Below are 20,479 nucleotides of genomic sequence, written 5' to 3'. Positions count from 1 at the left end.
ATTCAGGAAACCCGCTAGGTTATGCAATGTTGCAAACTGCAACACACACATGCGTGGCGCGCACCCCGACTGTCGGGTCCACACGCCTGTGACATAAGGTGTAGATGAATAAAAGGTGGAATTCAGAATGAAACAGACACGTCGCCAACATCTGGTCATGATCGGTGGTGCGATGGCCGCCACAGTTGCATCGTCACATGCCGCGCTGGCATCGGGCGAGATGCACGAGATCGACATGCTGAATGTAGACCCGGACGACAGACAGCAGCGCATGCTGTTCAAACCGGCCATTGTGCGGGTGCAGCCGGGGGATAGCATCAAATTCCTTGCCACCGATCGCGGGCATAACGCCCAGTCCATTGACGGCATGACACCCGAAGGCGCAGAGGCGTTTTCCGGCCGCATCAATGAAGAAATCGAAATCACGCTCGATGTTGAAGGCACCTATGGCTATATCTGCCAGCCGCATCAGACAATGGGCATGATCGGCTTCATCTTGGTGGGTGATTTCACCACCAATCTGGAAGATGTGCGCACAGCGGCAGGTGCGTTGCGCGGGCGCGACACAACCCGCCGCGTTGAAGAGTATCTGGCCGAGATCGACGCCATCGCCACTGAAGAGGGGCTTGCCTGAACAGGGCGCCACGAAAACAACAGGCGGGGGCAAAATTTGCCCCGCCTTACCTTCCGCCGCGTCCGCCCAATTCTTGCAACATGGCTGCGGGATAGTCGGTAATCACACCATCCACCCCCATCTTGATCAGGGCCACCATGTCGGGCTGCGCATTCACAGTCCAGACATTCACCGCCAACCCCAGATCATGCGCTTCTGCCAGCCGCTGGGGGGTCAGGTCTTGGAAATAGGGGCACCAGCAATGCGCACCTTGCGCTGCAATCAGGCGCGGCAGGCTGCCTGCATAATCGGCAAGCCGCAAACCATCCATCCACGGCGCGCCGTCGAAAATGGTGCAATCCTCGCCCGCTTGCTCATAACTCAGATACCCGCGCGCAATATCAGGGGCGATCTTGCGCAGCGCCGACAATACCCGCCAGTCGAAAGACGAAATCAGGCAAGTTTTCGCAACCCCGTGATGCCCCAGCGCATCCAGAACCGCGCGCACCAGCACATCTGGTGCCGCGCCCAGATCGTCACGATCCGCGAAGGATTTGATTTCAATGTTTATATAAAGCGCGCTGTCTTGTGCGGCCCAGTCCAGAAACTCTGCCAATACCGGCACGCGCGCACCATCGGCAGGGCGCTGCTGTGGATACCGCGCGCCATAAGGGTGGGCGGGGTTCAACCGCCCCACATCATAGGCGCGCAGCTCTGCCACGGTCAGATCGCTTATCTTCGGCCCCGGCGCGTCCAGCCACGCGCCTGCGACAGTGCGCGCCAGTTGCATGGGGATCAGCGGGTCATGGATGACCACAGGCACCCCGTCGGCGGTTACCTGTACATCAATCTCGACCCCATGCGCGCCAATCGCGCGCAGATAGTCAAACCCCGCCTGCGTGTTTTCAGGCAGCACACCGCGCGCACCCCGATGCCCATAAACAAGCGGTTGCCCCGCAGGCCGCCGGAAAATGTTGACCATAACACCCCTTTTCGCACAGATCAGCGCAGCAACTTGCCCGCCCATCTCGCCCAATGTCAAGCGCGCACAGATCACGCCTTTTGCACGGGGGCCAAAGGGGTCAAGCCGCCAGAAACGGGCGGATCAAATCGGCAAAAGGCGTCACCGGCTGGCCCTTGGTTTCGGTATTCGGCCGCACAAGCCGCGACATAACGAAACGCGAGAAATCACATTAACCGCCATCCAAATTCCATCCTTGACCAAACGTCCAATATAGAACCCAGCCGAAAGCCCGAAGATCGCAATCCAGGCCTTGCCTTCGAACACAAGGCCACGCCTGCGTCACACGCGCCAACGCATCCGCCCCCAACATGCGCCAGCGCGGCCCTGACATGGGCAGTCGGTGTGCAGCCTGCCTGCAGTGTGATCAAAATTCAGGCACAGCCGCCATGTCTGTTTTGAACCGCCCCTGCAGGCACTGCCCGTTTAGCCCCTATTTATTAAGAGATTCTTTTGCACAGCTTCGTTGCACGCTGCAAAAAACTACATATAACGCATAAAAACTGCCCACATCCTTGCGAACTAAAAGTTGTATTTAGAAAAGATTAGTTTATTTTATAGGCTGAGAATATTCGCATTTTATAACTGCTAAATCAGCGCATCAGAAGATCCTTGGAAATAAATGCAATGGCACGCCGAACACGTCGCGTTCTGAAAACCGCTAAACGGCGCGCCACCTCCTTTGCGCGAAAGACGCGGCTGAAAAAATCTGTGTTCGATTCCGGCAACTTGAACCGCTCTAACAAGCGCGCCTTGCAGCTGGTCGGCGATGCGGTGCTGATCGCGGCGTGTTTTGTCCTGGCCATCTTTATTCGTGGCGAAGATGTGGCGATGCTGGCAGACCCTTGGGTTCTGGCCGTCACCCTGCCCGCGATTCCCGCCACTTTGCTCGCCCTCGACAGGGCGGGCCTGTACAGGGCCGTGCTGCGCTACATTACCGGCACCGTCATGCGCGTGATCGTGCTGGGTGCGGCCGTCGGGGCCGCAGTTATTCTGGTGCTCAGTGCCGCGTTTTCAGTGCCCATGCCTGTCGGTCTGGTGCTGATCCATGCCATGCTGGTTTTGCTAAGCGTCGGCGGGGTGCGCTTCTGGATACGCTCGCTGATCCGCAAACCATCGCTGCGCGATCTGACGCCGGTTGTGATCTATGGCGCGGGCCATGCCGGACAGCAGCTGGTGGCAGCGCTGAATTTGGGCATGGAATACCGCCCCGTTGCCTTTGTCGACGATGATATACGCCTGCATGGGACAACCATTAACGGGGTGCCTGTGCATCCGGCGGCAGATTTGCGCGCCCTGACCGCGCGGTGGAACATTCGGGAAATTCTGCTGGCCATGCCAAGCCTGAACCGGCAGCGGCGCAGGCGGATCGTCTCGCGCCTTGAAACACTTGGGGTCGAGGTGAAGACCATCCCCTCCATGGGTGATCTGGTCTCGGGGCGCGCGCGTTTCACCGATTTGCGGGCTATCACACCCGAAGACCTGCTTGGCCGCGATCCGGTGCCACCAAAGCCCGAATTGATGACGCAGAACATCACCGGCAAAGTTGTCATGGTCACCGGCGCAGGCGGGACAATCGGGTCGGAACTGTGCCGCATGATCATTGCCCAAAAGCCAACTGCGCTGGTCATGCTCGACGTGTCCGAATACGCGCTTTACACCATCACCACCGAATTGCGCGACACCATGCGCGACAACGCCACGCGCATTCTGCCGGTCATGGGGTCTGTCCAGAATCCGGGCCGGATGCGGGCGATTTTACGCCATTTCAAAGTGCAGACGGTATTTCACGCCGCCGCCTATAAACATGTGCAACTGGTCGAAGAAAACCTGATCGAGGGCATTTACAACAATGTCTTTGGCACCAGGGTCATTGCCGAAGCTGCCGCAGAATGCGGGGTGCAAAGCTTCACACTTGTTTCAACCGACAAGACAGTACGCCCCACAAACATCATGGGCGCAACCAAACGGATGGCAGAACTCATCTGTCAGGCACAAGCGCAAAAGCAAAGCGGCTGCACCTTTTCCATGGTGCGCTTTGGCAATGTTCTGGGCTCGTCGGGGTCGGTCATTCCAAGGTTCCGCGACCAGATCGAACAGGGCGGGCCAGTCACCGTCACCGACCCCCAGGTGACCCGCTACTTCATGACTATTTCAGAAGCAGCGCAGCTTGTCATTCAGGCGGGCGCGATGGCGCGCGGCGGGGATGTATTCGTTCTGGATATGGGACAGCCTGTGAAAATTCTGGACCTTGCGAAATCCATGATCAGGTTGCACGGGCTGACCCCCTATATGGTCGATGACACCCATGAACCAGAGGGCGAGGGTGGTGACATCGCCATCCTGATTACGGGCCTTGGGCACGGAGAGAAGTTGCACGAAGAACTGTTGATCGCAGGCAACCCCCAAGGAACCGAACACCCGCGCATCCTGACTGCCTCGGAAATTTCCATGCCCCCCGCAGCGCTGGAAAAGCTGCTGGAAGACTTGTGGGCCGCGTGCAAAACCTTCGACCTGCGCTCTGTGCAAGCGGTGCTGTTGCGCGCGCCCTTGCAATATCGCCCTGAAAACGGCGAAATTCACGATATGATGTGGCAGGCAAAGTCTGAAAACACGGCGAAGTCGCGCTTGCGTCTGGTGGGCACGAACAGGTGAAATGCTACAGCTTTAGCGGCAAGGCAGCACGCGACCCTGCACGGCCCAAACCCCACAGCGCCCCATACCGTTTCAACTGAATGGGTATCGCACCCCCAAAAGCGCGGGCAGCATGATGGGCTTGGGGCTTGTCAATGTGCTATGTCCTGCCATGCTGGCCTGCATGGCCGGTGAACGCTTGCGCAGCTAAAGGAACAAACCCATGCAGCCAGAGGCCGCCTTCGCCATTCCCGGTGACATCAACACACGAACAGGCGGGTATATCTATGACCGGCGGATGCTGGAAAGCCTGCGCGCAATCGGCCAGCCCACCCGCCATGTGGAAGTTGTGCCCTCCTGGCCTGATCCAACACCACAGGCCGCGCGCGATCTGGCAGACCAGCTTGCCGCCCTGCCCCAAGGCATGCCGCTGGTTCTGGACGGGCTGGTATTTGGCGCAATGGACACTCAAATTCTGGCGGGTTTGAACCGGCCTGTCATTGCCATGCTGCACCACCCTTTGGGGCTGGAAGCGGGGCTGGCCCCCGAGCGCGCCGCCGCATTGCTGGCCCGCGAAAAGGCCAATTTGCGCCATGCCGCGCATGTTGTCGTCCCCTCGCCCCACACGCGCGATATTCTGGTGCAGGATTTCGGCGTGGCGCAGGCCAATATCTCGATTGCGCTGCCGGGGTTCGACCGCCCCAGGTTGCGCACCCTATCCAAGCCCCGCCCGCCACTGATCCTGTCCGTCGGGATTATCTGCGAACGCAAAGGCCATGATGTGCTGCTGGATGCACTGGCGCAAGTGGCGCATCTGGACTGGCAGGCCGCAATCGTCGGCATGGTACACGAAGCCGATGTGCATGACAGGCTTTTGCACCAACGCGCGCGGCTTGGGCTGGAAGGGCGCGTGCGCTTCACAGGCGAAATCCCCCCCGATGCGCTGGACCAGCTTTACCACGACGCCAGCCTCTTTGCACTTGCCACGCGGTATGAGGGGTATGGCATGGTCCTGAGCGAGGCGCAGTTATACGGCCTGCCGATCCTGTCCTGCGCCGTGGGGGCCGTACCGCAGACCGTGCCGCAGGGCAGCGGCATCTTGGTGCCACCCAATGACGCAACCGCATTTGCCAATGGGCTGGCGCAGCTTTTGCAAGATGACAGCTTGCGCCATGCCTATGCCGCCAAAAGCACGGAACTGGCTGCAAGATTGCCACAGTGGCACGACGCCGCGCGCATCATGCAGGCCGCATTGCAGCGCGTGCAAACGTCATCAGCCGGGAAATAATGCCAAAGGACAAGGGCTTGCCCTTGTCCCTGCCCGCTCTGCCGCTATCGTGTGCAGGGCAACATATTCGGGGGAACAGGCTTTGCACGCATTCGGCACATCGCAGGGGGGCACGCGCCGCGAGGATATCCGCTTTCTGACAGGCAAGGGCCAATATCTGGCCGACACCCTGCCAGCGGGTGCCTTGCATGCCGTTTTCCTGCGCGCCCCTGTGGCCCATGCCCGCATCACCACGCTCGACACCACCACCGCGCGCAACATGCCCGGTGTGCGCGGGGTCTGGACAGCCCGCGATCTGGATGCAGCAGGGGTCAACGGCTCTGTTCTGGGGGTAAGCTTGCCAGACCGGCGCGGGGGCAAAGGGGCCGCGCCAAAGCGCCCGATCCTTGCCGATGGCATAATCCGCCATGTGGGCGAACCTGTGGCGCTGGTGGTGGCCGACACCCTTGCCCAAGCCCTCGACGCCGCCGATGCCATCGCGCTGGAATTTGACGAACTGCCCGTTGCCTTGTCGCTGGCCCCGAATGGCCCCGCCCTGCACCCAGAGGCCCCCGATAACATCGCCCTCGACTGGGAATTGGGCAATGAGGCCGCAACCAGCGCCGCATTCCAGCGCGCCGCCCATGTTACCACGCTGACCGTGCGCCAGAACCGCGTCACCGCCGCCAGTCTGGAACCGCGCGCAGCTTTGGCCGAATGGGACGGCACCCGCCTGCATTTCGCCTTCAACGGGCAGGGCGTGTGGACGATGAAACGCGAATTGGCCAAGCTGCTGGCGCTGGACCCCGAACAGGTGCATGTCACCACGCCGGATGTGGGGGGCGGCTTTGGCATGAAGGTCATGGTCTACCCTGAACATCTGGCGCTTGCTTCCGCTGCGCGCGCTTTGGGCGGCGCTGTGGGCTGGGTGGCGGAACGGGGCGAGTCCATCGCCTCGGACAATGGCGCGCGCGATCTGGCCAGCACCGCCGAACTGGCCTTTGACGCCGACCACCGCATCATCGGCTACCGTGTCCGTTCCCGGTTCAACTTGGGGGCGTATAACTCGCAATTCGGCCAGAACATCCAGACCGCGCTGTTTTCCAAAGTGTTCACCGGCGTTTATGACATTCCGGTTGCGCATTTGCAGGTGCAGGGCATCTATACCAACACCACACCTGTTGACGCCTATCGCGGCGCGGGCCGGCCAGAGGCGATAACCCTGATCGAACGCACCATGGACATGGCCGCGCGCGAATTGGGCCTGTCACCCTTTGAGATACGCGCGCGCAATTTCATTGCCACCGACGCCTTCCCCTACCAGACACCGGCGGGCGAAACCTATGATGTGGGCGATTTCGCGCGCCTTCTGGCCCGCGCGCAAGACTTGGGCGATGTCGCAGGCTTTGCCGCGCGCAAAGCCGACAGTGCCGCGCGCGGCCTGTTGCGCGGGCTGGGGCTAAGCTACTATATTGAGGCGATCTTGGGCGATGACACCGAAGGGGCTGCGGTGGAATTCACGCCTGAAGGGCGGGTCACACTATATGTCGGCACCCAGTCGAACGGGCAGGGGCATGAAACCGTGTATGCGCGCTATCTGGCAGGGCTGACTGGGCTGGACGAGTCGCTGATTGATATTGTGCAAGGCGACAGCGACCTGATTGCCAAAGGCGGCGGCACAGGCGGGTCGCGCTCTGTCACAGTGCAGACAACCGCCACCCATGGCATGGTCGCGCAAATGACCGAAGCATTCAGCACGTTTCTGGAAGGCGCGCTTGGCACAGCGCCGGTGACCTTTGAAGATGGCATCTTCTCTGCTGCCGGATCGAACCAGCGCCTGACCCTGATGGAAGCCGCTGATCTGGCGCGCAAACATGGCGCCGAGGGGCTTTTGCGCCATGAACGGCGGGTCAAACTGGCGGGGCGGTCCTTTCCCAACGGCGCGCATCTGTGCGAGGTCGAGATCGACCCCGAAACCGGCGCATTGCGGCTGGACCGGTTTCTGGCGGTCGATGATTTCGGCACCCTGATGAACCCCGCGCTGGCGCAGGGGCAGGTACATGGCGGCGTGGCCCAAGGCTACGGCCAAGCCGTGATGGAAGAAGTTGTGTTCGATGCCCAAGGCCAGCTTCAAACCGGCAGCTTCATGGATTACGCCATGCCCCGCGCCACAGATTTCCCCTTTATCCGCTTTGAAAGCGTGCCCGTGCCTTCGGCAAATAACCCCATCGGCATGAAAGGCTGCGGCGAGGCAGGCACCGTGGGCGCCTTGGCGGCATTGTCGAATGCCGCGCTGGATGCCCTGTGGGACCAAGGCGTGCGCCATGTCGATATGCCGCTGACCCCCCAGCGCATCTGGTCATGGCTGAACACCGGCGGGGCGGGTGCCTGAAGGCTGCCGCAGCGTGGTTTACTGCCCCCTGCCAGAATTCTGGCGGGATTTCAGCCAATCGCGCCCGAATATCAGCGCAAGATACAGGATCTGTAGCACAACCAATGTGCCCACCCCCAGCGCCACAGCCTGCCCCCAAGACCCGCCCGCAACCCGCGTAAAAACGCCGATCGCAAGCGCGCTGGCCAGCATAACAAGGATGAACAGAACTATGTGCATTCGCGGCTCACATGTTATTTTCATTGGACGCCACAGATAACGACACACCCGACAATACGAAACACGCAACAGGTATCATGTCTGGCGTGAAAGGTCCAAGCGCCTCAAAACTCTGGGTGCTGTTTTCTGCGTAAAACCGCGTGCTGGCGAACCCCCCGTCACAAAAGCGTCGCATTCCCGCCAGTCTGGCGGGGAAAAGCAGCATGCATTTCCCATCTTTCGCCAATATTCATGAGAATTTTCTTTGAAAAACACGAAATCGACAGTAAACTTTGTGAATGTTCAGTGACGCTGCCAGTCGACACTGGCAGGACGATCCCATTTCCCCGCCTGCGTTCCCTGCGTGTTTTGTCCAGCATCTCCCCGAATTATACGCCCAGACCTATCCCGTATTGTCAGGAGCAGTATTTTGAAACCGATCAGCGCTTTCACAATCAGGCGCCGCGCCTTCGCCCCGAAAGGATGCGCGCCATGCCACTGACACCCGCGCGCCTTGCCCGTGGATTGTTGCGCCTGGGCCGCAGAAACTGGCCAGCGGTCACCCATCAGGGTGTCGATCTTCTCTCGCTGCATGTCGATTTTCGCGGAATCAGTGATGACCCGTTCGAGGCCCGCCAACGCGCGCCCAAACTGCGCCATCTGCTGGACCTGCCTTTCACCCGATTGCGCGACATGCATCCGATTGTCCCTGACTGGCCGTCCAACCCGTTCGTGCTGACAGCACAAGCCCTGCTTGAAAACGACAGTCTGACCTATCGCGACTCGGCCTTGTGCAGCTATTTCACGCATGTTGCCCCGCAAAACGCGGCTATCGTCGCGGGCGGCAGCGCCCCACGGTTGAAAGCAATGAAAGGCATCGAAGCCGATCTGCCATGGAAACCCTTTGGTGCACCCGCGCTGCGCCTGAAGCATGAAAGGTCCGTGCGGCAGGCACGGGAAAACAATGTCGTGCTGTCATTTGAAGATGGCGACTATGCCATGGGGCCAGTCTCGACCGCGAAAGGAGAGCTGGAATTCGCCCGCGTGCGGCAAGTGCTGCGCTCGGTCATCGAAAAAGGCTATTGTCCGGCAGATATACACCACCACATGAACGGCTACCTGATGGAAGACGGGCAGAATTGGGCGGTCATGCTGGACAGCGGCACCCACCGCGCCGCATGCCTGTATGCCCTTGGGCACACCACCCTACCCATCCTTATAAAAACCGAACGAACCGTCAATCGTCTGGATGTCGCGGCCTGGAGCAACGTGAAAGATCAACTGCTTACAAAGAAAGAAGCCCTTGCGCTGTTCGACCGGATTCTACGCGGCGACGACCCCGATTGGCTAGAGGGATGCTGGCCGCAGGGCGTGCGGCAAACAGCCCGGACCGGCGCGGAAACCGCCCGTCCGGCATAAACGCCCCGCCACAAAAGCGCGCCTCTTGCCGTGGCGCGAATGATCCGCTCATGCCCCCGGCCTTTGCCCTGCGCACCAGACGGAATGCAGCGACAAATCAGGGTTCAGCACTGTGAAATCCGCGCGCGCGCCCGCACCGATGCGCCCGCGATCCACAGCGCCAATCACATCGGCGGGAATGCGCGTGGCCATGGCAAGCGCGCGCGCCAAGGGCACCCCCAACCCTGCCAGATGCGCCACGGATTGCGGCAATGTCACATCTGCACCCGCAAGCGTGCCATCTTCCAGCGTCAACCGGCCAGAGGCGCGCAAAACCCGCCGCCCGTCCAGCAGGAACGCGCGGTCATCCGTGCCCGCAACGGCCATCGCATCGCTGACCAGAAACAGCCCGTCCGGCGCTTTCATGCCCAGCGCCACATGCAGGCATTCCGGCGCGACATGCACGCCATCTGCAATGATGCCCGCCTGCACCCCTGTCGAGAGGGCGGCACCAACCAACCCCGGCGCACGCGCCTGCATCCCGCTCATGGCGTTGAACAGATGCGTGACGCAGCGCGCGCCTGCATCATGGGCGCGCCGCGCCATATCCGCGCTGCACCCCGTATGCCCAAGGCTGACAATCACCCCCGCGCGCGCCAACTGGCTGATCTGGTCCAGTGTTGCGGCTTCTGGCGCAAGCGTGACCATCAGCGCAGGCAGGTCTTGTGCCGCATCCAGCAACGCGGCCAGATCATCCTGCCCCATAGGGCGGATCAGTCGCGCATCATGGGCACCCTTGCGCGCGGGGTCCAGATGCGGCCCTTCCAGATGCAGCCCCGCAAAGCCCTGCACTCCCTCGCGCGCTGCCGCGCGACCGGCGGCCAGCACCTGCTGTGTCACCTCTGGCGTATTGGTAATCAGCGTGGGCAAAATGGCACTGGCCCCAAGTGCGGCATGCGCGGCACAGATGCGGCGCAATTGGTCCAAATCGGTGGCCGCGCCCACCATCTCGCCCGCGCCGCCATTGACCTGCACATCCACCATCCCCGGCGACAGGATCACATTTCCCAGATCGCGCAAATCTGCATCTGGCGGCACCCCCCCAGCATCCGGCCAAAGCGCGGTCACCCGCCCTGCCCCGTCCAGCCCGACAAACGCCTGCGCATGCATCTGCGTGCCGTCAAACACTTGCGCGGCCTTCAGAACCACCGGCTTAGTGGGCGTGGTGTGGGGGTCTGTCATGCCATCTTCTCCTGTGCGGCGCGATTGCGGGCATACCACAACGCCCCGTCCAAACCAGTGCCAGAGGCGGCCACGTTGCGCAGGCCCGCGCTGTCACACTGCACCATGCGCGCCAGCAATGCAGGGCCAAGCCCGCCTGTTGCGGCGACCGGCACATGGGGCTGGCCTGCCTGAAGCTGCCGGATTGCACGCCGCAGATAGGCACAAGCCGCGTCCAGAATCGCACCTGCCACAGGGCAATGCGCCTGCGCCAGCACCAAGGGCGCAAGGGTGGCAAAATCGGCGGGCCGCGCCTGTGCGGCAAAGCTGATAATCGCGCGCACCGATCCAAACTGCGCCCGGATATGGCGCGTCAGCGCCCCCTCCTCGGCCAGACCATCTTGCGCCAACAGGCAGCGCCGCAACGCCTCTCTGCCCATCCATGCGCCGCTGCCCTCATCGCCCAGCACCAGCCCATGCCCGCCCAAACGCTGCACCCGCCCCCCATAGCACCGCGCCACAACAGAGCCGGTTCCAACCGCCATAACAATCCCCTCGCCCTCGGGAAACGCGCCCATCAGGGCAATGTCGATATCCCCCAGCACCGTGACATTCTGGTAGGGCAAGCGGGCTTTCACCTGCTCTGCCGCGCCGGATTCCGTGGCCCCTGCCAGCCCCAGCACAATAACAGGCTGAACAACCGATGCGCCGCCCGCCTGCGCAATGCAGCGCGCCAAAAGGTCTGAAATCGCATGCATCGCGGCGTCAAAATCGGAAAACACATTGGCGGGCCCGCCTGTCAGCACCGCACCGCGCCGCCCGTCGCCAAACTCTGCCTGCGCGCGGCACCCTGTCCCGCCACCATCCAGCCCGATGAAGATTTGCATCGCACCCCCTTTTTCCCAAAACACATGCTGAAAACGGCGCGAATGAAAAGCGCTTTTTCGGCCTAGTGCCCATACAGGCAGGGCTTGCCATGCGCGCACAGCCATCTCATACCCGTTCTGACACCAGACCAAAGGCACGCCCCGATGACAGAATTTGCCGACCCGCGATACCGCATGCTGGACAGTTGGGACAGCCAGACCGCCCTTGCGGCCATCTGGGAAAGCCAGCTTGGCGCGCTGGCCAGCATTCGCCCCGCGCTGCCCGCGCTTGCGCAGGTTGTCGAAGCGGCCCTGCCCGGCCTGCGCGCGGGCGGGCGGCTGGTCTATGCGGGCGCGGGCACCTCGATCCGGATCGCGGTGCAGGACGGAACCGAACTTGGCCCCACTTTCAACTGGCCCGACACGCGCACGCTATACCTGATCGCAGGCGGGCCGGGCGCGCTGATGCACAGCGTTGAAGGCGCCGAAGACGACACGGATGCCGCGCGCACACAAGTGGCGCAAGCCGCGCTAAACGCGCAAGATACCGTCATCGGCCTTGCGGCCAGCGGGCGCACACCCTTCACCATCGCCGCGCTAGAGGCGGCACAGGCCGCAGGCGCGCTGACTGTGGGCATTGCCTGCAACCCCGACACAGCGCTTTTGCGGGTCGCACGCTATGGCATCTTGCTGGAAACAGGGGCCGAGGTGGTGGCAGGCTCTACCCGCATGAAGGCAGGAACCGCGCAAAAAGTGGTGCTGAACATGCTGTCCACGCAGATCATGGTGCGGCTGGGCCATGTGCATGACGGGCTGATGGTCGATATGCGCCCCCAGAACCAGAAACTGCGCATCCGCGCGCGCGACATGGTTGCCCGTATCGCACAAGTGCCAGATGATGCCGCACACACAGCGCTAGAGCAGACCGAATGGCGCATCAAACCTGCGGTTCTGGTCGCGCGCGGGGCCACTGCGGCGCAGGCCGCTGCCGCGCTGGAACAGGCCGAAGGGGTGCTGCGCCGCGCACTGGCCCTTGTGATGACGAAACCCTGATCCCGCCACCCTTGACCAACCGCCCGGAACCCCCCTATCACCACCCCCTGATTGCACGCGCCAAGGTAGCCACCGAATGACAAAACTCGACTGGATTGCAGCAGATTGGGGCCAGTCGCATTTGCGCGTCTGGGGTTTGGCGGGGCATTCTGTGGTGCAATCTGCACAATCCGGCCACGGCATGGCGCAGCTTTCGCGCGCAGAAATGGAACCCGCATTGCTGGAATTGATCGAAGACTGGCTGCCAGAGGGGCAAGTAACACCCGTTATCCTGTGCGGCATGCTGGGCGGCGCGAAAGACTGGATCGAGGCCAGCTACAGGCCCGTTCCCTGCGCACCGCTGGGCAAGGCATTGGTGCAGGCCGAAAGCCGCGATTTGCGCGTGTCGCTGCATGTGGTGCCGGGGCTGAAACAGACCACACCGCCCGATGTGATGCGCGGCGAAGAAACCCAGATCGCGGGGTTCATGGCGCTGAACCCCGACTGGGACGGGGTGATCTGCCTGCCCGGAACCCATAGCAAATGGGCGCATATCAGCGCGGGCGAGGTGGTCAGTTTTCAAACCTTCCTGACAGGCGAAATGTTTGCGCTGCTGTCAGAGCATTCGACCCTGCGCCATTCGCTTGGCGGCTGGGATGAGGCGGGCTTTGCCCAAGGGTTCGACGAAAGCATGGAACGGCCAGAGCGGCTGATGGCGCGGCTGTTCTCGATCCGCGCACAAACCCTGTTGCACGGCCAAGACACCGGCTATGCCCGCGCGCGGCTGTCGGGGCTTTTGGTCGGGGCGGAACTGGCGGCCACCAAACCCTATTGGCTGGGCCAGCGCGTGGCAGTCATCGGGGCCAAGGATGTCGCGCAGGCTTATGCCACAGCATGCGCGCGCCTGTCCGTGCCTGTGACACTGCATGACATGGCCGACATGACCCTTGCAGGGCTAGGTGCTGCGCGCGCCTATCTGCCACAGCAACACCGCCCGCAAGCGCATTGACCCCGCGCTTTGGGGTTTACCCTATGCGGGTAGAAACGCAATGATGGCTTCGGGGGCGCTGAAAAACGGACAAAAGCCGCGCATCGCCGTGCCGGTGGTGCGGCCCGCCGATGCGCGGCGGGCCTGCGGCCCTTGATTCCGCGCGCAAGGGCAGGTGCATCCCAACCCCGCAGGCGGCGCGTTCTACCCCGCCAAGGCCAACCCAACCCCGCCCAAAGCCGCAACCACAACCACCGCCCAAGGCGGCGCTTTCCACGCGACCAGCAGCACGAAACAGGCCAGCGCCAGCGCGAAATCGCGCATATCTCCGATCGCGCTGGTAAAGACAGGCGCATACAGCGCCGCGCCCAATATGCCCACCACCGCTGCATTCGCGCCCTGCATCAGCGATTGCGCACGCGCCATGCGGCGGAACTGGTCCCAGAACGGCAAAACCCCCACCAACAGCAAGAATCCCGGCAGGAACACCGCCGCCAGTGCCAGCGCAGCCCCTGCCAGCCCGTGCGGCTCTGGCCCCAGAACAGCGCCCAGATACGCCGCGAAGGTGAATAGCGGCCCCGGCACGGCCTGCGCCGCGCCATATCCTGCCAGAAACGCGTCAGGGCTGACCCAACCCGGTGCCACAACCTCGGCCTGCAACAGCGGCAGAACCACATGCCCGCCCCCGAAGACCAGCGCCCCCGCGCGGTAGAAACTGTCAATCACGGCCAGCGCCTGCGCCTGCCCCGCCACCAGCGGCAACAGCGCAAGCAAGGCAAAAAACGCGGCCAACGCCCCCAGCGCCACACCGCGCGACACTGGCACTGGCGCAGACCTGCCGGCAGGCGCAGTGGCCCCGCGCCCCAGCATCAGCCCAGCCACCCCGCCCAGCGTGATCGCGCCCACCATGCCCAGCGGCCCCGGCACAAAGGCCAGCACCACCACCGCCGCCGCCGCAATCGCGGCGCGCGCTGCATCAGGGCATAGCGCGCGCGCCATGCCAAGCACGGCCTGCGCCACAATCGCCACCGCCACAATCTTCAACCCGTTCAGCGCGCCCGTTCCCACCGGCCCCGCCAGATTGGCCGCAGTCATCGCAAAACCCAGCAGCACCAGTGCCGAGGGCAGCGTAAACGCGGTGAAAGCCGCAAGCGCGCCCAGCCAGCCCGCGCGCATCAGCCCCAGCGCAAACCCCACCTGGCTGGAGGCAGGACCGGGCAGGAACTGGCACAGCGCGACAAGATCGGCATAGGCGGCTTCTGACACCCACCCCCTGCGTGTTACCAATTCGTCGCGGAAATAGCCCAGATGCGCAATCGGCCCGCCAAAACTGGTCAGCCCAAGTTTCAGGAAGGCCCAGAACACCTCTCGCGCGCTGCCCTGTTGCGGCGTTTGCGTCACATCGGTCATGTCGCCCCCTATGCCATGTTCGGGTACCCCTTCATGGGGCAGCACTGGCATGACGTCCAGTCCTTGGGCCACGATTAACGGTTTTCAGGCCGGACGAGAGGGTTTAAACTGCCCTCCAAGGCAGTGCCAAGGAAACCAGCGTGAACAAATCCATTCTTGACCGTCTGGAAGCACAGGGTCTGCGGATGACAGACCAGCGCCGCACCATCGCGCGCGTGATCGAGGATGCGGACGGACACCCCGATGTCGAAGAATTGCACGCCCGCGCCAATGCGCTGGATTCGCGCATCTCGCTGGCCACAGTCTACCGCACTGTGAAATTGCTGGAAGAAACCGGCATTCTGGACCGGCTGGAATTTGGCGATGGCCGCGCACGGTTTGAAGACAGCGAACGCGCGCATCACGACCACCTGATCGACATGGATACCGGCGAGGTGATCGAATTCTGCGACCCCGAGATCGAAGCGTTGCAGGAAAAAATCGCGCGGCGGTTGGGCTACCGGCTGGAAGGGCACCGGCTGGAATTGCTGGGTCGCAAGGTGAAGTAAAGCGCGCAGGCACTCTTGCAGGTGGCAAGCCGCGCAGCGTCGGGCCGCGGTGCGGCGATCCTCGCCCCCTGCTACAGCACTTTATGCAGGCCAAATTCGCGTAATATCAAGGCTTTGTGCGTAGCCAAGCCAAATCGCCGTGCCGTGGGTGCGGCCCGGCGATGCGCGGCGGCGCTTCGCGCCTTGACTCCGCGCAACTCCTTGCGGAAACGGGCGCGACAACACCTGATTTACTCCATACAGCCGAACCCTAGCCCAAATACGCCCGCAGTGCCTCTGGCGGGTTCGCCAACAGTTGCGCCGTTTCAAACGGGCCTTCGGCCACGCCATCGGCCACCAATATCGTCTGGTCCGCAATCGCGCGCGCGTCAGCGATGTCATGCGTCACCATCAGCAATGTCGCGCCTGTCTCGCGGCAAATCTCGGCCACCAGATGCAGCATTTCGACCTTCAGCGCGGGGCCAAGCGCCGAGAACGGCTCGTCCAGCAGCACCAGCGGCTTGCCCTGCAACACCACCCGCGCCAGCGCCACGCGGCTTTGCTGCCCGCCGGACAGTTGCGCAGGGCGGCGTGTGCCAAGCCCCTCCAGCCCCACCCGCGCCAGCGCCGCTGCAACCTGCGCGCGTTCTGCCACACCCAGCCGCAAAGACGGGCGCAGGCCCAGCGCCACATTGTCAAAGGCCGACAGATGCGGAAACAGGTTATTATCCTGAAACAACACAGAAATCGGGCGCATAGCAGGGCTTTGGCCTGTCATCTCCGCGCCCGCCCACAGAATGCGCCCCTGCGCCACGGGCACAAACCCCGCCACAGCGCCCAGCAGCGTGGACTTGCCCGCCCCGGACGGGCCAATAACCGCCACACGCGCACCCCGCGCCACCTCCAGACCGGCACGCAGGGAAAAATCATCCTGCAGGATGGTCACATCTTCAAGCCTCAGCACGCCCGCGCCCCCATCTGTCAAACAGCCAAAACAGCGCAAGGCTGGCCCCCAGCAGCACAAGTGCTGCCCCCGCCGCATCATCCAGCCGGTAGGCGGTCATCAGGCGGTAAAGCTGCATCGGCAGGGTTGCCCCCTCGCGCTCGGCAAACAGCATGATCACCCCCAGATCGCCCATCGACAAGGCTGCCGTCAATCCGGCGGCAAAGCCCAAAGGGCGGCGCAGGCGCGGCAGGGTCACAATCCGCAGCCGCGCCCAGCCATGCAGGCCCAGACTATCGGCCAGCCGCCCCTGACTGGCCATCACATCGCGCAACCCCGGCAGGATCAGCCGCAGGGCAAAGGGCAGCGCCATGCCTGCATTCACCAGCATTGTCACCAGCAGCGCAAAATCGCGCGGGTTGGCAAGCGGGCGGATCAGCAGATACAGGCCCGTGCCAATCACAAGGGGAGAGGCCGCCAAGGCCGCCAGCCCCAGCCATTCCAGCACCGCCCCGCGTACCGGCCCGACAGCCAACACCGCATGCGCCAGCGCCAGCGTCATGGCCAGGGTCACACCCGTCGCGCCCAGCGCCACCAGAAGCGAGCGCGCAGCGGCCTGCCACACCTCTGGCGGCAGGCCCGTCACATGCGGCGCGCCGCGCAGCACCACCAGCGCCAGCGGCACCAGCAGGAACAGCGCCCCCGCCACAATCAGCGTGCCATCCCAGACCCGCAGGCACACAGCGCCTGTGTCAAACCGCAACACGGGCCGGTCCATCCCCCCGCCAAGCCCGGAAGGCAGCGCCACACGCCACGCCAGCACCCCCGCGCCCGCGCATAACCCGAACTGCACCAGCGCCAGCATGGCCGCGCGGCCCATGTCGAAATCGAACCGGAACGCCTGATAAATCGCCAGCTCCACCGTCGTGGCGCGTGGCCCGCCGCCCATCGTCAGCGCCACGGAAAAACTGGTCAGGCAGATCAGGAAAATCACCAAAAACGCGCCCGGAACCAAGTCGCGCAGCATGGGCCATTCCAACTGGCGGAATGTATCGCGCGGGCCAAACCCAAGGCTGGCCCCAAGGCGGAACCGTTCGGCAGGGATCGCAGCCCAGCCTTGCAGCAAAATGCGCGTGGCCAAGGGCAGGTTATAGAATACATGCGCCAGCACCACCCCATGCAGGCCAAAGATGTTCAGCCGCGCAAGGCCAAGCCCCTCCAGCCCTTGGTTGACCAGCCCCGCGCGGCCAAACACCGCCAACAGGCCCAGCACGGCCACCAAGGTTGGCAGAATAAACGGCGCGCCCATCAGCATGATCAGCGCATCGCGCCCCACAAACCGCCGCCGCGCCAAGGCCCGCGCAATAGGCACGGCCAGCAGCACCGACAGCGCCGCCGACCACAGCGCCTGCACCAACGTAAAGCGCACCGCCGCCCAATCGGCACCGCGCAACGCAGTGAACCCTTCGGCCCGCCATGCCACAGCCAACAGCGCGCCGAAATTCAACACCAGCAGCCACGCCGCAACACCCCCGCCCGCCAGTAAAACCAGCGCGCGCGCTGTGCGGGCAGGGTCGCGCGTCACCGTGTCATGCCATCCAGCCAATGCGCCAAGGCAGGCGAGCGGCGCATATCCGCTGCATCCTCGGTCAGGAAAATCGCGGTTTCGGGCAGGGGCAGGTTGCGGAACACCTCTGGCCAGTCGTCATGCGGCAGGGCAGACGGGTAGGACCAGTTTGCCGTTGCGATCATCTGCTGGAAATCCTCCGACAGGATATAGGCCATGAAATCGCGCGCCAGATCAGGCTGCACGGCCCCCGCCAGCACCCCTGCGGCTTCGGCAATGAAATAATGCCCCTCGTCGAATATCGCGGCGGCCTTGCTGTCATCCTCTTCGGCCACAATGTGATAGGCAGGCGATGTGGTGTAGCTCAGCACCATGTCAGCCTCGCCATTGGTGAACATCCCGTAAGCTTCGGACCATCCCGCAGTGACTGTCACAGTCTTGGCGGCAAGGTTTTCCCAGATGCGCAGCGCATCATCGCCATAAAGCTGGTCCACCCACAGCATCAGCGCCAGCCCCGCCCCGGAAGAACGCGGGTCTTGCCAGATCAGCGAAATATCATTGCGCTCTATCAGTTCGGCAAAGCTGGTGGGCGGGTTATCCATCCGCGTGCGGTCATAGACAAAGGCGACATAAGACCAGTTAAAGGGGATGAACACATCATCCACCCAGTCCACCGGCACGCTCAACGGGGCCAGATTCTGCCCATGCCCTGCAAATAACCCTGTCTGACGCGCGCGCAGCAATTCATCGGTCCCCAAACCAATGATCACATCCCCTTCCAGCCGCGCGCCATCCAGCATCAGGCGGGGCAGAACATCGCCTGTGCGAAATTCCAGCGTGCAATCGCAGCGCGCCTCGAACCCTTCCTTAATGGCGGGGCCTGGCCCCCAGCTGGACCCGAAATAATCAGGGGCCACCACTGTCAGGGTGTCGGCCTGCGCCGCCCCCGCAAGGGCCAGCGCCGCAATGGTCGCATATAGGGGACGTGTCATATTCTCTCTCCATCTCTCTTGCGACAGGCGAAGACTGACGCGGGCAGACCGCCCGAACCCTTCCCTCCGCCGGTCCGAACCGGGTCAGGTTCAACGGGTTCGCGCAAGGCGCATCTCAGCCCGTTTGGGCACCCCGAGGTGACGCAAGAGTTAATCGCTTTCGCCCGCCCGAGCAAGAGCAGTGCTTGAGCCTGTGGCGCCTTGCCGCTAAGTGTTTCGCATACAAGGAGTGCATGCGCATGAGCTTCAACACATTCGGCCATCTGTTCCGTGTCACCACATGGGGCGAAAGCCACGGACCTGCCCTTGGGGCCACGGTCGATGGCTGCCCCCCCGGCGTGGCGCTGGATGAGGCGATGATCCAGACATGGCTGGACCGGCGCAAACCCGGCCAGAACCGGCACACAACCCAGCGGCGCGAACCAGACGCGGTGGAAATTCTGTCGGGCGTCTATGAGGGGCGCACGACCGGCACACCAATTCAGCTGATGATCCGCAATGTAGACCAGCGGTCCAAGGATTACGGCAATATCCTCGACACATTCCGCCCCGGCCATGCAGACATCACCTATTTCCAGAAATATGGCCTGCGCGACCCGCGCGGCGGCGGGCGCAGTTCCGCGCGCGAAACGGCGGCGCGCGTGGCCGCGGGCGCTGTGGCGCGCGAAGTGCTGAAAACCCTTGCGCCACAGGTGAAGATCACCGGCTATATGGTGCAGATGGGGCCACACCACATAGACCGCACCCGCTTTGATGCAGCCGAGATTGACCGCAACCCGTTCTGGGTGCCCGATGCGCAGGCCGCCGAAGACTGGGCGCGCGCACTTGACCAGATCCGCAAGGATGGCAATTCCGTGGGTGCCATGATCGAGGTGGTGGCCTCTGGCGTGCCAGCGGGCCTTGGCGCGCCGATCTATGCCAAGCTCGACACCGAACTGGCCGCTGCGATGATGTCAATCAACGCGGTCAAAGGCGTGGAAATCGGCGCAGGCATGGCCGCCGCCAGCCTGACAGGCGTGGAAAACGCCGATGAGATCGAGATGGGCACAGATGGCCCGCGCTACCGCTCTAACAAGGCGGGTGGCATATTGGGGGGCATTTCCACAGGGCAGGATGTGGTGGTGCGCTTTGCGATCAAGCCCACCTCCTCGATCCACACGCCGCGCGCCTCGGTCACGCGGTCAGGTGCGCCGACAGAGGTTGTCACCAAAGGCCGCCACGACCCTTGCGTGGGCATCCGCGCCGTGCCGGTGGGCGAGGCGATGATGGCCTGTATTCTGCTGGACCAGCTGTTGCTGCACCGCGCCCAGACAGGGGCCACAGGGCCGGTGGCCGAAATCGGGGCCTGCGCGCCAGAATGAGGCTGTGCGCGACAAGCCGCGCAGCGTCGGGCCGCGGTGCGGCGATCCT

17 protein-coding genes and 1 riboswitch are annotated in these 20,479 nt (G+C 63.1%); of the genes, 9 read left to right on the top strand and 8 right to left on the bottom strand.

Going from position 1 to position 20,479, the window contains the following annotated elements:
• The first annotated feature begins 127 nt into the window (after positions 1–127).
• Complete coding sequence (locus BG455_RS01205) at positions 128–634, top strand: pseudoazurin (protein ID WP_084386063.1); 507 nt, start codon at positions 128–130, stop codon at positions 632–634.
• A 46-nt stretch (positions 635–680) separates the two neighbouring features.
• On the opposite strand, the gene BG455_RS01200 is transcribed toward BG455_RS01205, so the two are convergent.
• Positions 681–1,595 carry a glycerophosphodiester phosphodiesterase family protein gene (locus tag BG455_RS01200; protein WP_071468212.1) on the bottom strand — a complete coding sequence of 305 codons (915 nt, stop codon included), beginning with the start codon at positions 1,593–1,595 and terminating at the stop codon, positions 681–683.
• A 666-nt stretch (positions 1,596–2,261) separates the two neighbouring features.
• Between BG455_RS01200 and BG455_RS01195 the strand changes: the two genes are divergently transcribed.
• The 3 genes from BG455_RS01195 to BG455_RS01185 all read left to right on the top strand — a co-directional run bounded on the left by BG455_RS01195 (position 2,262) and on the right by BG455_RS01185 (position 7,927).
• Complete coding sequence (locus tag BG455_RS01195) at positions 2,262–4,289, top strand: polysaccharide biosynthesis protein (protein WP_084386061.1); 2,028 nt, start codon at positions 2,262–2,264, stop codon at positions 4,287–4,289.
• 202 nt (positions 4,290–4,491) lie between these two features.
• Positions 4,492–5,556, top strand: a complete 1,065-nt coding sequence (locus BG455_RS01190) for a glycosyltransferase family 4 protein (protein ID WP_071468110.1) — start codon at positions 4,492–4,494, stop codon at positions 5,554–5,556.
• Positions 5,557–5,605: 49 nt separating this feature from the next.
• Positions 5,606–7,927, top strand: coding sequence for a xanthine dehydrogenase family protein molybdopterin-binding subunit (locus tag BG455_RS01185; RefSeq protein ID WP_245735434.1), 2,322 nt, complete (start codon positions 5,606–5,608; stop codon positions 7,925–7,927).
• 18 nt (positions 7,928–7,945) lie between these two features.
• On the opposite strand, the gene BG455_RS01180 is transcribed toward BG455_RS01185, so the two are convergent.
• On the bottom strand, positions 7,946–8,146 hold the full coding sequence (locus tag BG455_RS01180) for a hypothetical protein (protein WP_071468109.1): 201 nt from the start codon (positions 8,144–8,146) through the stop codon (positions 7,946–7,948).
• A gap of 471 nt (positions 8,147–8,617) precedes the next feature.
• On the opposite strand from BG455_RS01180, the gene BG455_RS01175 reads away from it, so the two are divergent.
• Positions 8,618–9,544 (top strand): hypothetical protein, encoded by a 927-nt coding sequence (locus tag BG455_RS01175; RefSeq protein WP_143079856.1) that lies wholly within the window; start codon positions 8,618–8,620, stop codon positions 9,542–9,544.
• Between the two features lie 48 nt (positions 9,545–9,592).
• On the opposite strand, the gene nagA is transcribed toward BG455_RS01175, so the two are convergent.
• Both nagA and BG455_RS01165 read right to left on the bottom strand, forming a co-directional pair.
• Positions 9,593–10,765, bottom strand: a complete 1,173-nt coding sequence (gene nagA / locus BG455_RS01170; RefSeq protein WP_071468107.1) for an N-acetylglucosamine-6-phosphate deacetylase — start codon at positions 10,763–10,765, stop codon at positions 9,593–9,595.
• Complete coding sequence (locus BG455_RS01165) at positions 10,762–11,631, bottom strand: glucosamine kinase nucleotide-binding domain-containing protein (protein WP_071468209.1); 870 nt, start codon at positions 11,629–11,631, stop codon at positions 10,762–10,764. The genes nagA and BG455_RS01165 overlap by 4 nt, the downstream gene beginning before the upstream one ends.
• A 144-nt stretch (positions 11,632–11,775) precedes the next feature.
• On the opposite strand from BG455_RS01165, the gene BG455_RS01160 reads away from it, so the two are divergent.
• Positions 11,776–12,663: an N-acetylmuramic acid 6-phosphate etherase gene (locus BG455_RS01160; RefSeq protein ID WP_071468106.1), complete on the top strand. Its 888-nt coding sequence runs from the start codon at positions 11,776–11,778 to the stop codon at positions 12,661–12,663.
• Positions 12,664–12,739: 76 nt separating this feature from the next.
• A complete protein-coding gene (locus BG455_RS01155; protein WP_071468105.1) occupies positions 12,740–13,651 on the top strand; it encodes a 2-dehydro-3-deoxygalactonokinase in 912 nt (303 codons plus the stop codon).
• Between the two features lie 183 nt (positions 13,652–13,834).
• Here the strand turns inward: BG455_RS01155 and chrA are convergent, their stop codons facing one another.
• Complete coding sequence (gene chrA, locus BG455_RS01150; RefSeq protein ID WP_177190860.1) at positions 13,835–15,040, bottom strand: chromate efflux transporter; 1,206 nt, start codon at positions 15,038–15,040, stop codon at positions 13,835–13,837.
• Positions 15,041–15,225: 185 nt separating this feature from the next.
• Between chrA and BG455_RS01145 the strand changes: the two genes are divergently transcribed.
• On the top strand, positions 15,226–15,588 hold the full coding sequence (locus tag BG455_RS01145) for a Fur family transcriptional regulator (protein ID WP_071468207.1): 363 nt from the start codon (positions 15,226–15,228) through the stop codon (positions 15,586–15,588).
• Between the two features lie 250 nt (positions 15,589–15,838).
• On the opposite strand, the gene BG455_RS01140 is transcribed toward BG455_RS01145, so the two are convergent.
• From BG455_RS01140 to BG455_RS01130, 3 genes are read right to left on the bottom strand one after another with little or no spacing between them, the layout of a single operon-like run.
• Positions 15,839–16,531 (bottom strand): thiamine ABC transporter ATP-binding protein, encoded by a 693-nt coding sequence (locus tag BG455_RS01140; RefSeq protein WP_071468206.1) that lies wholly within the window; start codon positions 16,529–16,531, stop codon positions 15,839–15,841.
• Positions 16,518–18,116 carry a thiamine/thiamine pyrophosphate ABC transporter permease ThiP gene (locus BG455_RS01135; RefSeq protein ID WP_245735433.1) on the bottom strand — a complete coding sequence of 533 codons (1,599 nt, stop codon included), beginning with the start codon at positions 18,114–18,116 and terminating at the stop codon, positions 16,518–16,520. The genes BG455_RS01140 and BG455_RS01135 overlap by 14 nt, the downstream gene beginning before the upstream one ends.
• Positions 18,092–19,069, bottom strand: a complete 978-nt coding sequence (locus BG455_RS01130) for a thiamine ABC transporter substrate-binding protein (protein WP_071468103.1) — start codon at positions 19,067–19,069, stop codon at positions 18,092–18,094. The genes BG455_RS01135 and BG455_RS01130 overlap by 25 nt, the downstream gene beginning before the upstream one ends.
• Before the next feature lie 44 nt (positions 19,070–19,113).
• Positions 19,114–19,215: riboswitch (TPP riboswitch) on the bottom strand.
• A gap of 93 nt (positions 19,216–19,308) precedes the next feature.
• On the opposite strand from BG455_RS01130, the gene aroC reads away from it, so the two are divergent.
• A complete protein-coding gene (gene aroC, locus BG455_RS01125; RefSeq protein WP_071468102.1) occupies positions 19,309–20,430 on the top strand; it encodes a chorismate synthase in 1,122 nt (373 codons plus the stop codon).
• The last annotated feature ends 49 nt before the right edge of the window (positions 20,431–20,479 follow it).

The organism is Roseinatronobacter thiooxidans, from assembly GCF_001870675.1.
GTDB lineage: Bacteria > Pseudomonadota > Alphaproteobacteria > Rhodobacterales > Rhodobacteraceae > Roseinatronobacter > Roseinatronobacter thiooxidans.
This window is presented reverse-complemented; position numbering and strand designations above follow the sequence as displayed.

Coding starts and splice junctions, on each gene's coding strand:
- BG455_RS01205 (WP_084386063.1), top strand. CDS start 128: ATGAAACAGACACGTCGCCAACATCTGGTCATGATCGGTGGTGCGATG.
- BG455_RS01200 (WP_071468212.1), bottom strand. CDS start 1,595: ATGGTCAACATTTTCCGGCGGCCTGCGGGGCAACCGCTTGTTTATGGG.
- BG455_RS01195 (WP_084386061.1), top strand. CDS start 2,262: ATGGCACGCCGAACACGTCGCGTTCTGAAAACCGCTAAACGGCGCGCC.
- BG455_RS01190 (WP_071468110.1), top strand. CDS start 4,492: ATGCAGCCAGAGGCCGCCTTCGCCATTCCCGGTGACATCAACACACGA.
- BG455_RS01180 (WP_071468109.1), bottom strand. CDS start 8,146: ATGCACATAGTTCTGTTCATCCTTGTTATGCTGGCCAGCGCGCTTGCG.
- BG455_RS01175 (WP_143079856.1), top strand. CDS start 8,618: ATGCCACTGACACCCGCGCGCCTTGCCCGTGGATTGTTGCGCCTGGGC.
- nagA (WP_071468107.1), bottom strand. CDS start 10,765: ATGACAGACCCCCACACCACGCCCACTAAGCCGGTGGTTCTGAAGGCC.
- BG455_RS01165 (WP_071468209.1), bottom strand. CDS start 11,631: ATGCAAATCTTCATCGGGCTGGATGGTGGCGGGACAGGGTGCCGCGCG.
- BG455_RS01160 (WP_071468106.1), top strand. CDS start 11,776: ATGACAGAATTTGCCGACCCGCGATACCGCATGCTGGACAGTTGGGAC.
- BG455_RS01155 (WP_071468105.1), top strand. CDS start 12,740: ATGACAAAACTCGACTGGATTGCAGCAGATTGGGGCCAGTCGCATTTG.
- chrA (WP_177190860.1), bottom strand. CDS start 15,040: ATGACCGATGTGACGCAAACGCCGCAACAGGGCAGCGCGCGAGAGGTG.
- BG455_RS01145 (WP_071468207.1), top strand. CDS start 15,226: ATGACAGACCAGCGCCGCACCATCGCGCGCGTGATCGAGGATGCGGAC.
- BG455_RS01130 (WP_071468103.1), bottom strand. CDS start 19,069: ATGACACGTCCCCTATATGCGACCATTGCGGCGCTGGCCCTTGCGGGG.
- aroC (WP_071468102.1), top strand. CDS start 19,309: ATGAGCTTCAACACATTCGGCCATCTGTTCCGTGTCACCACATGGGGC.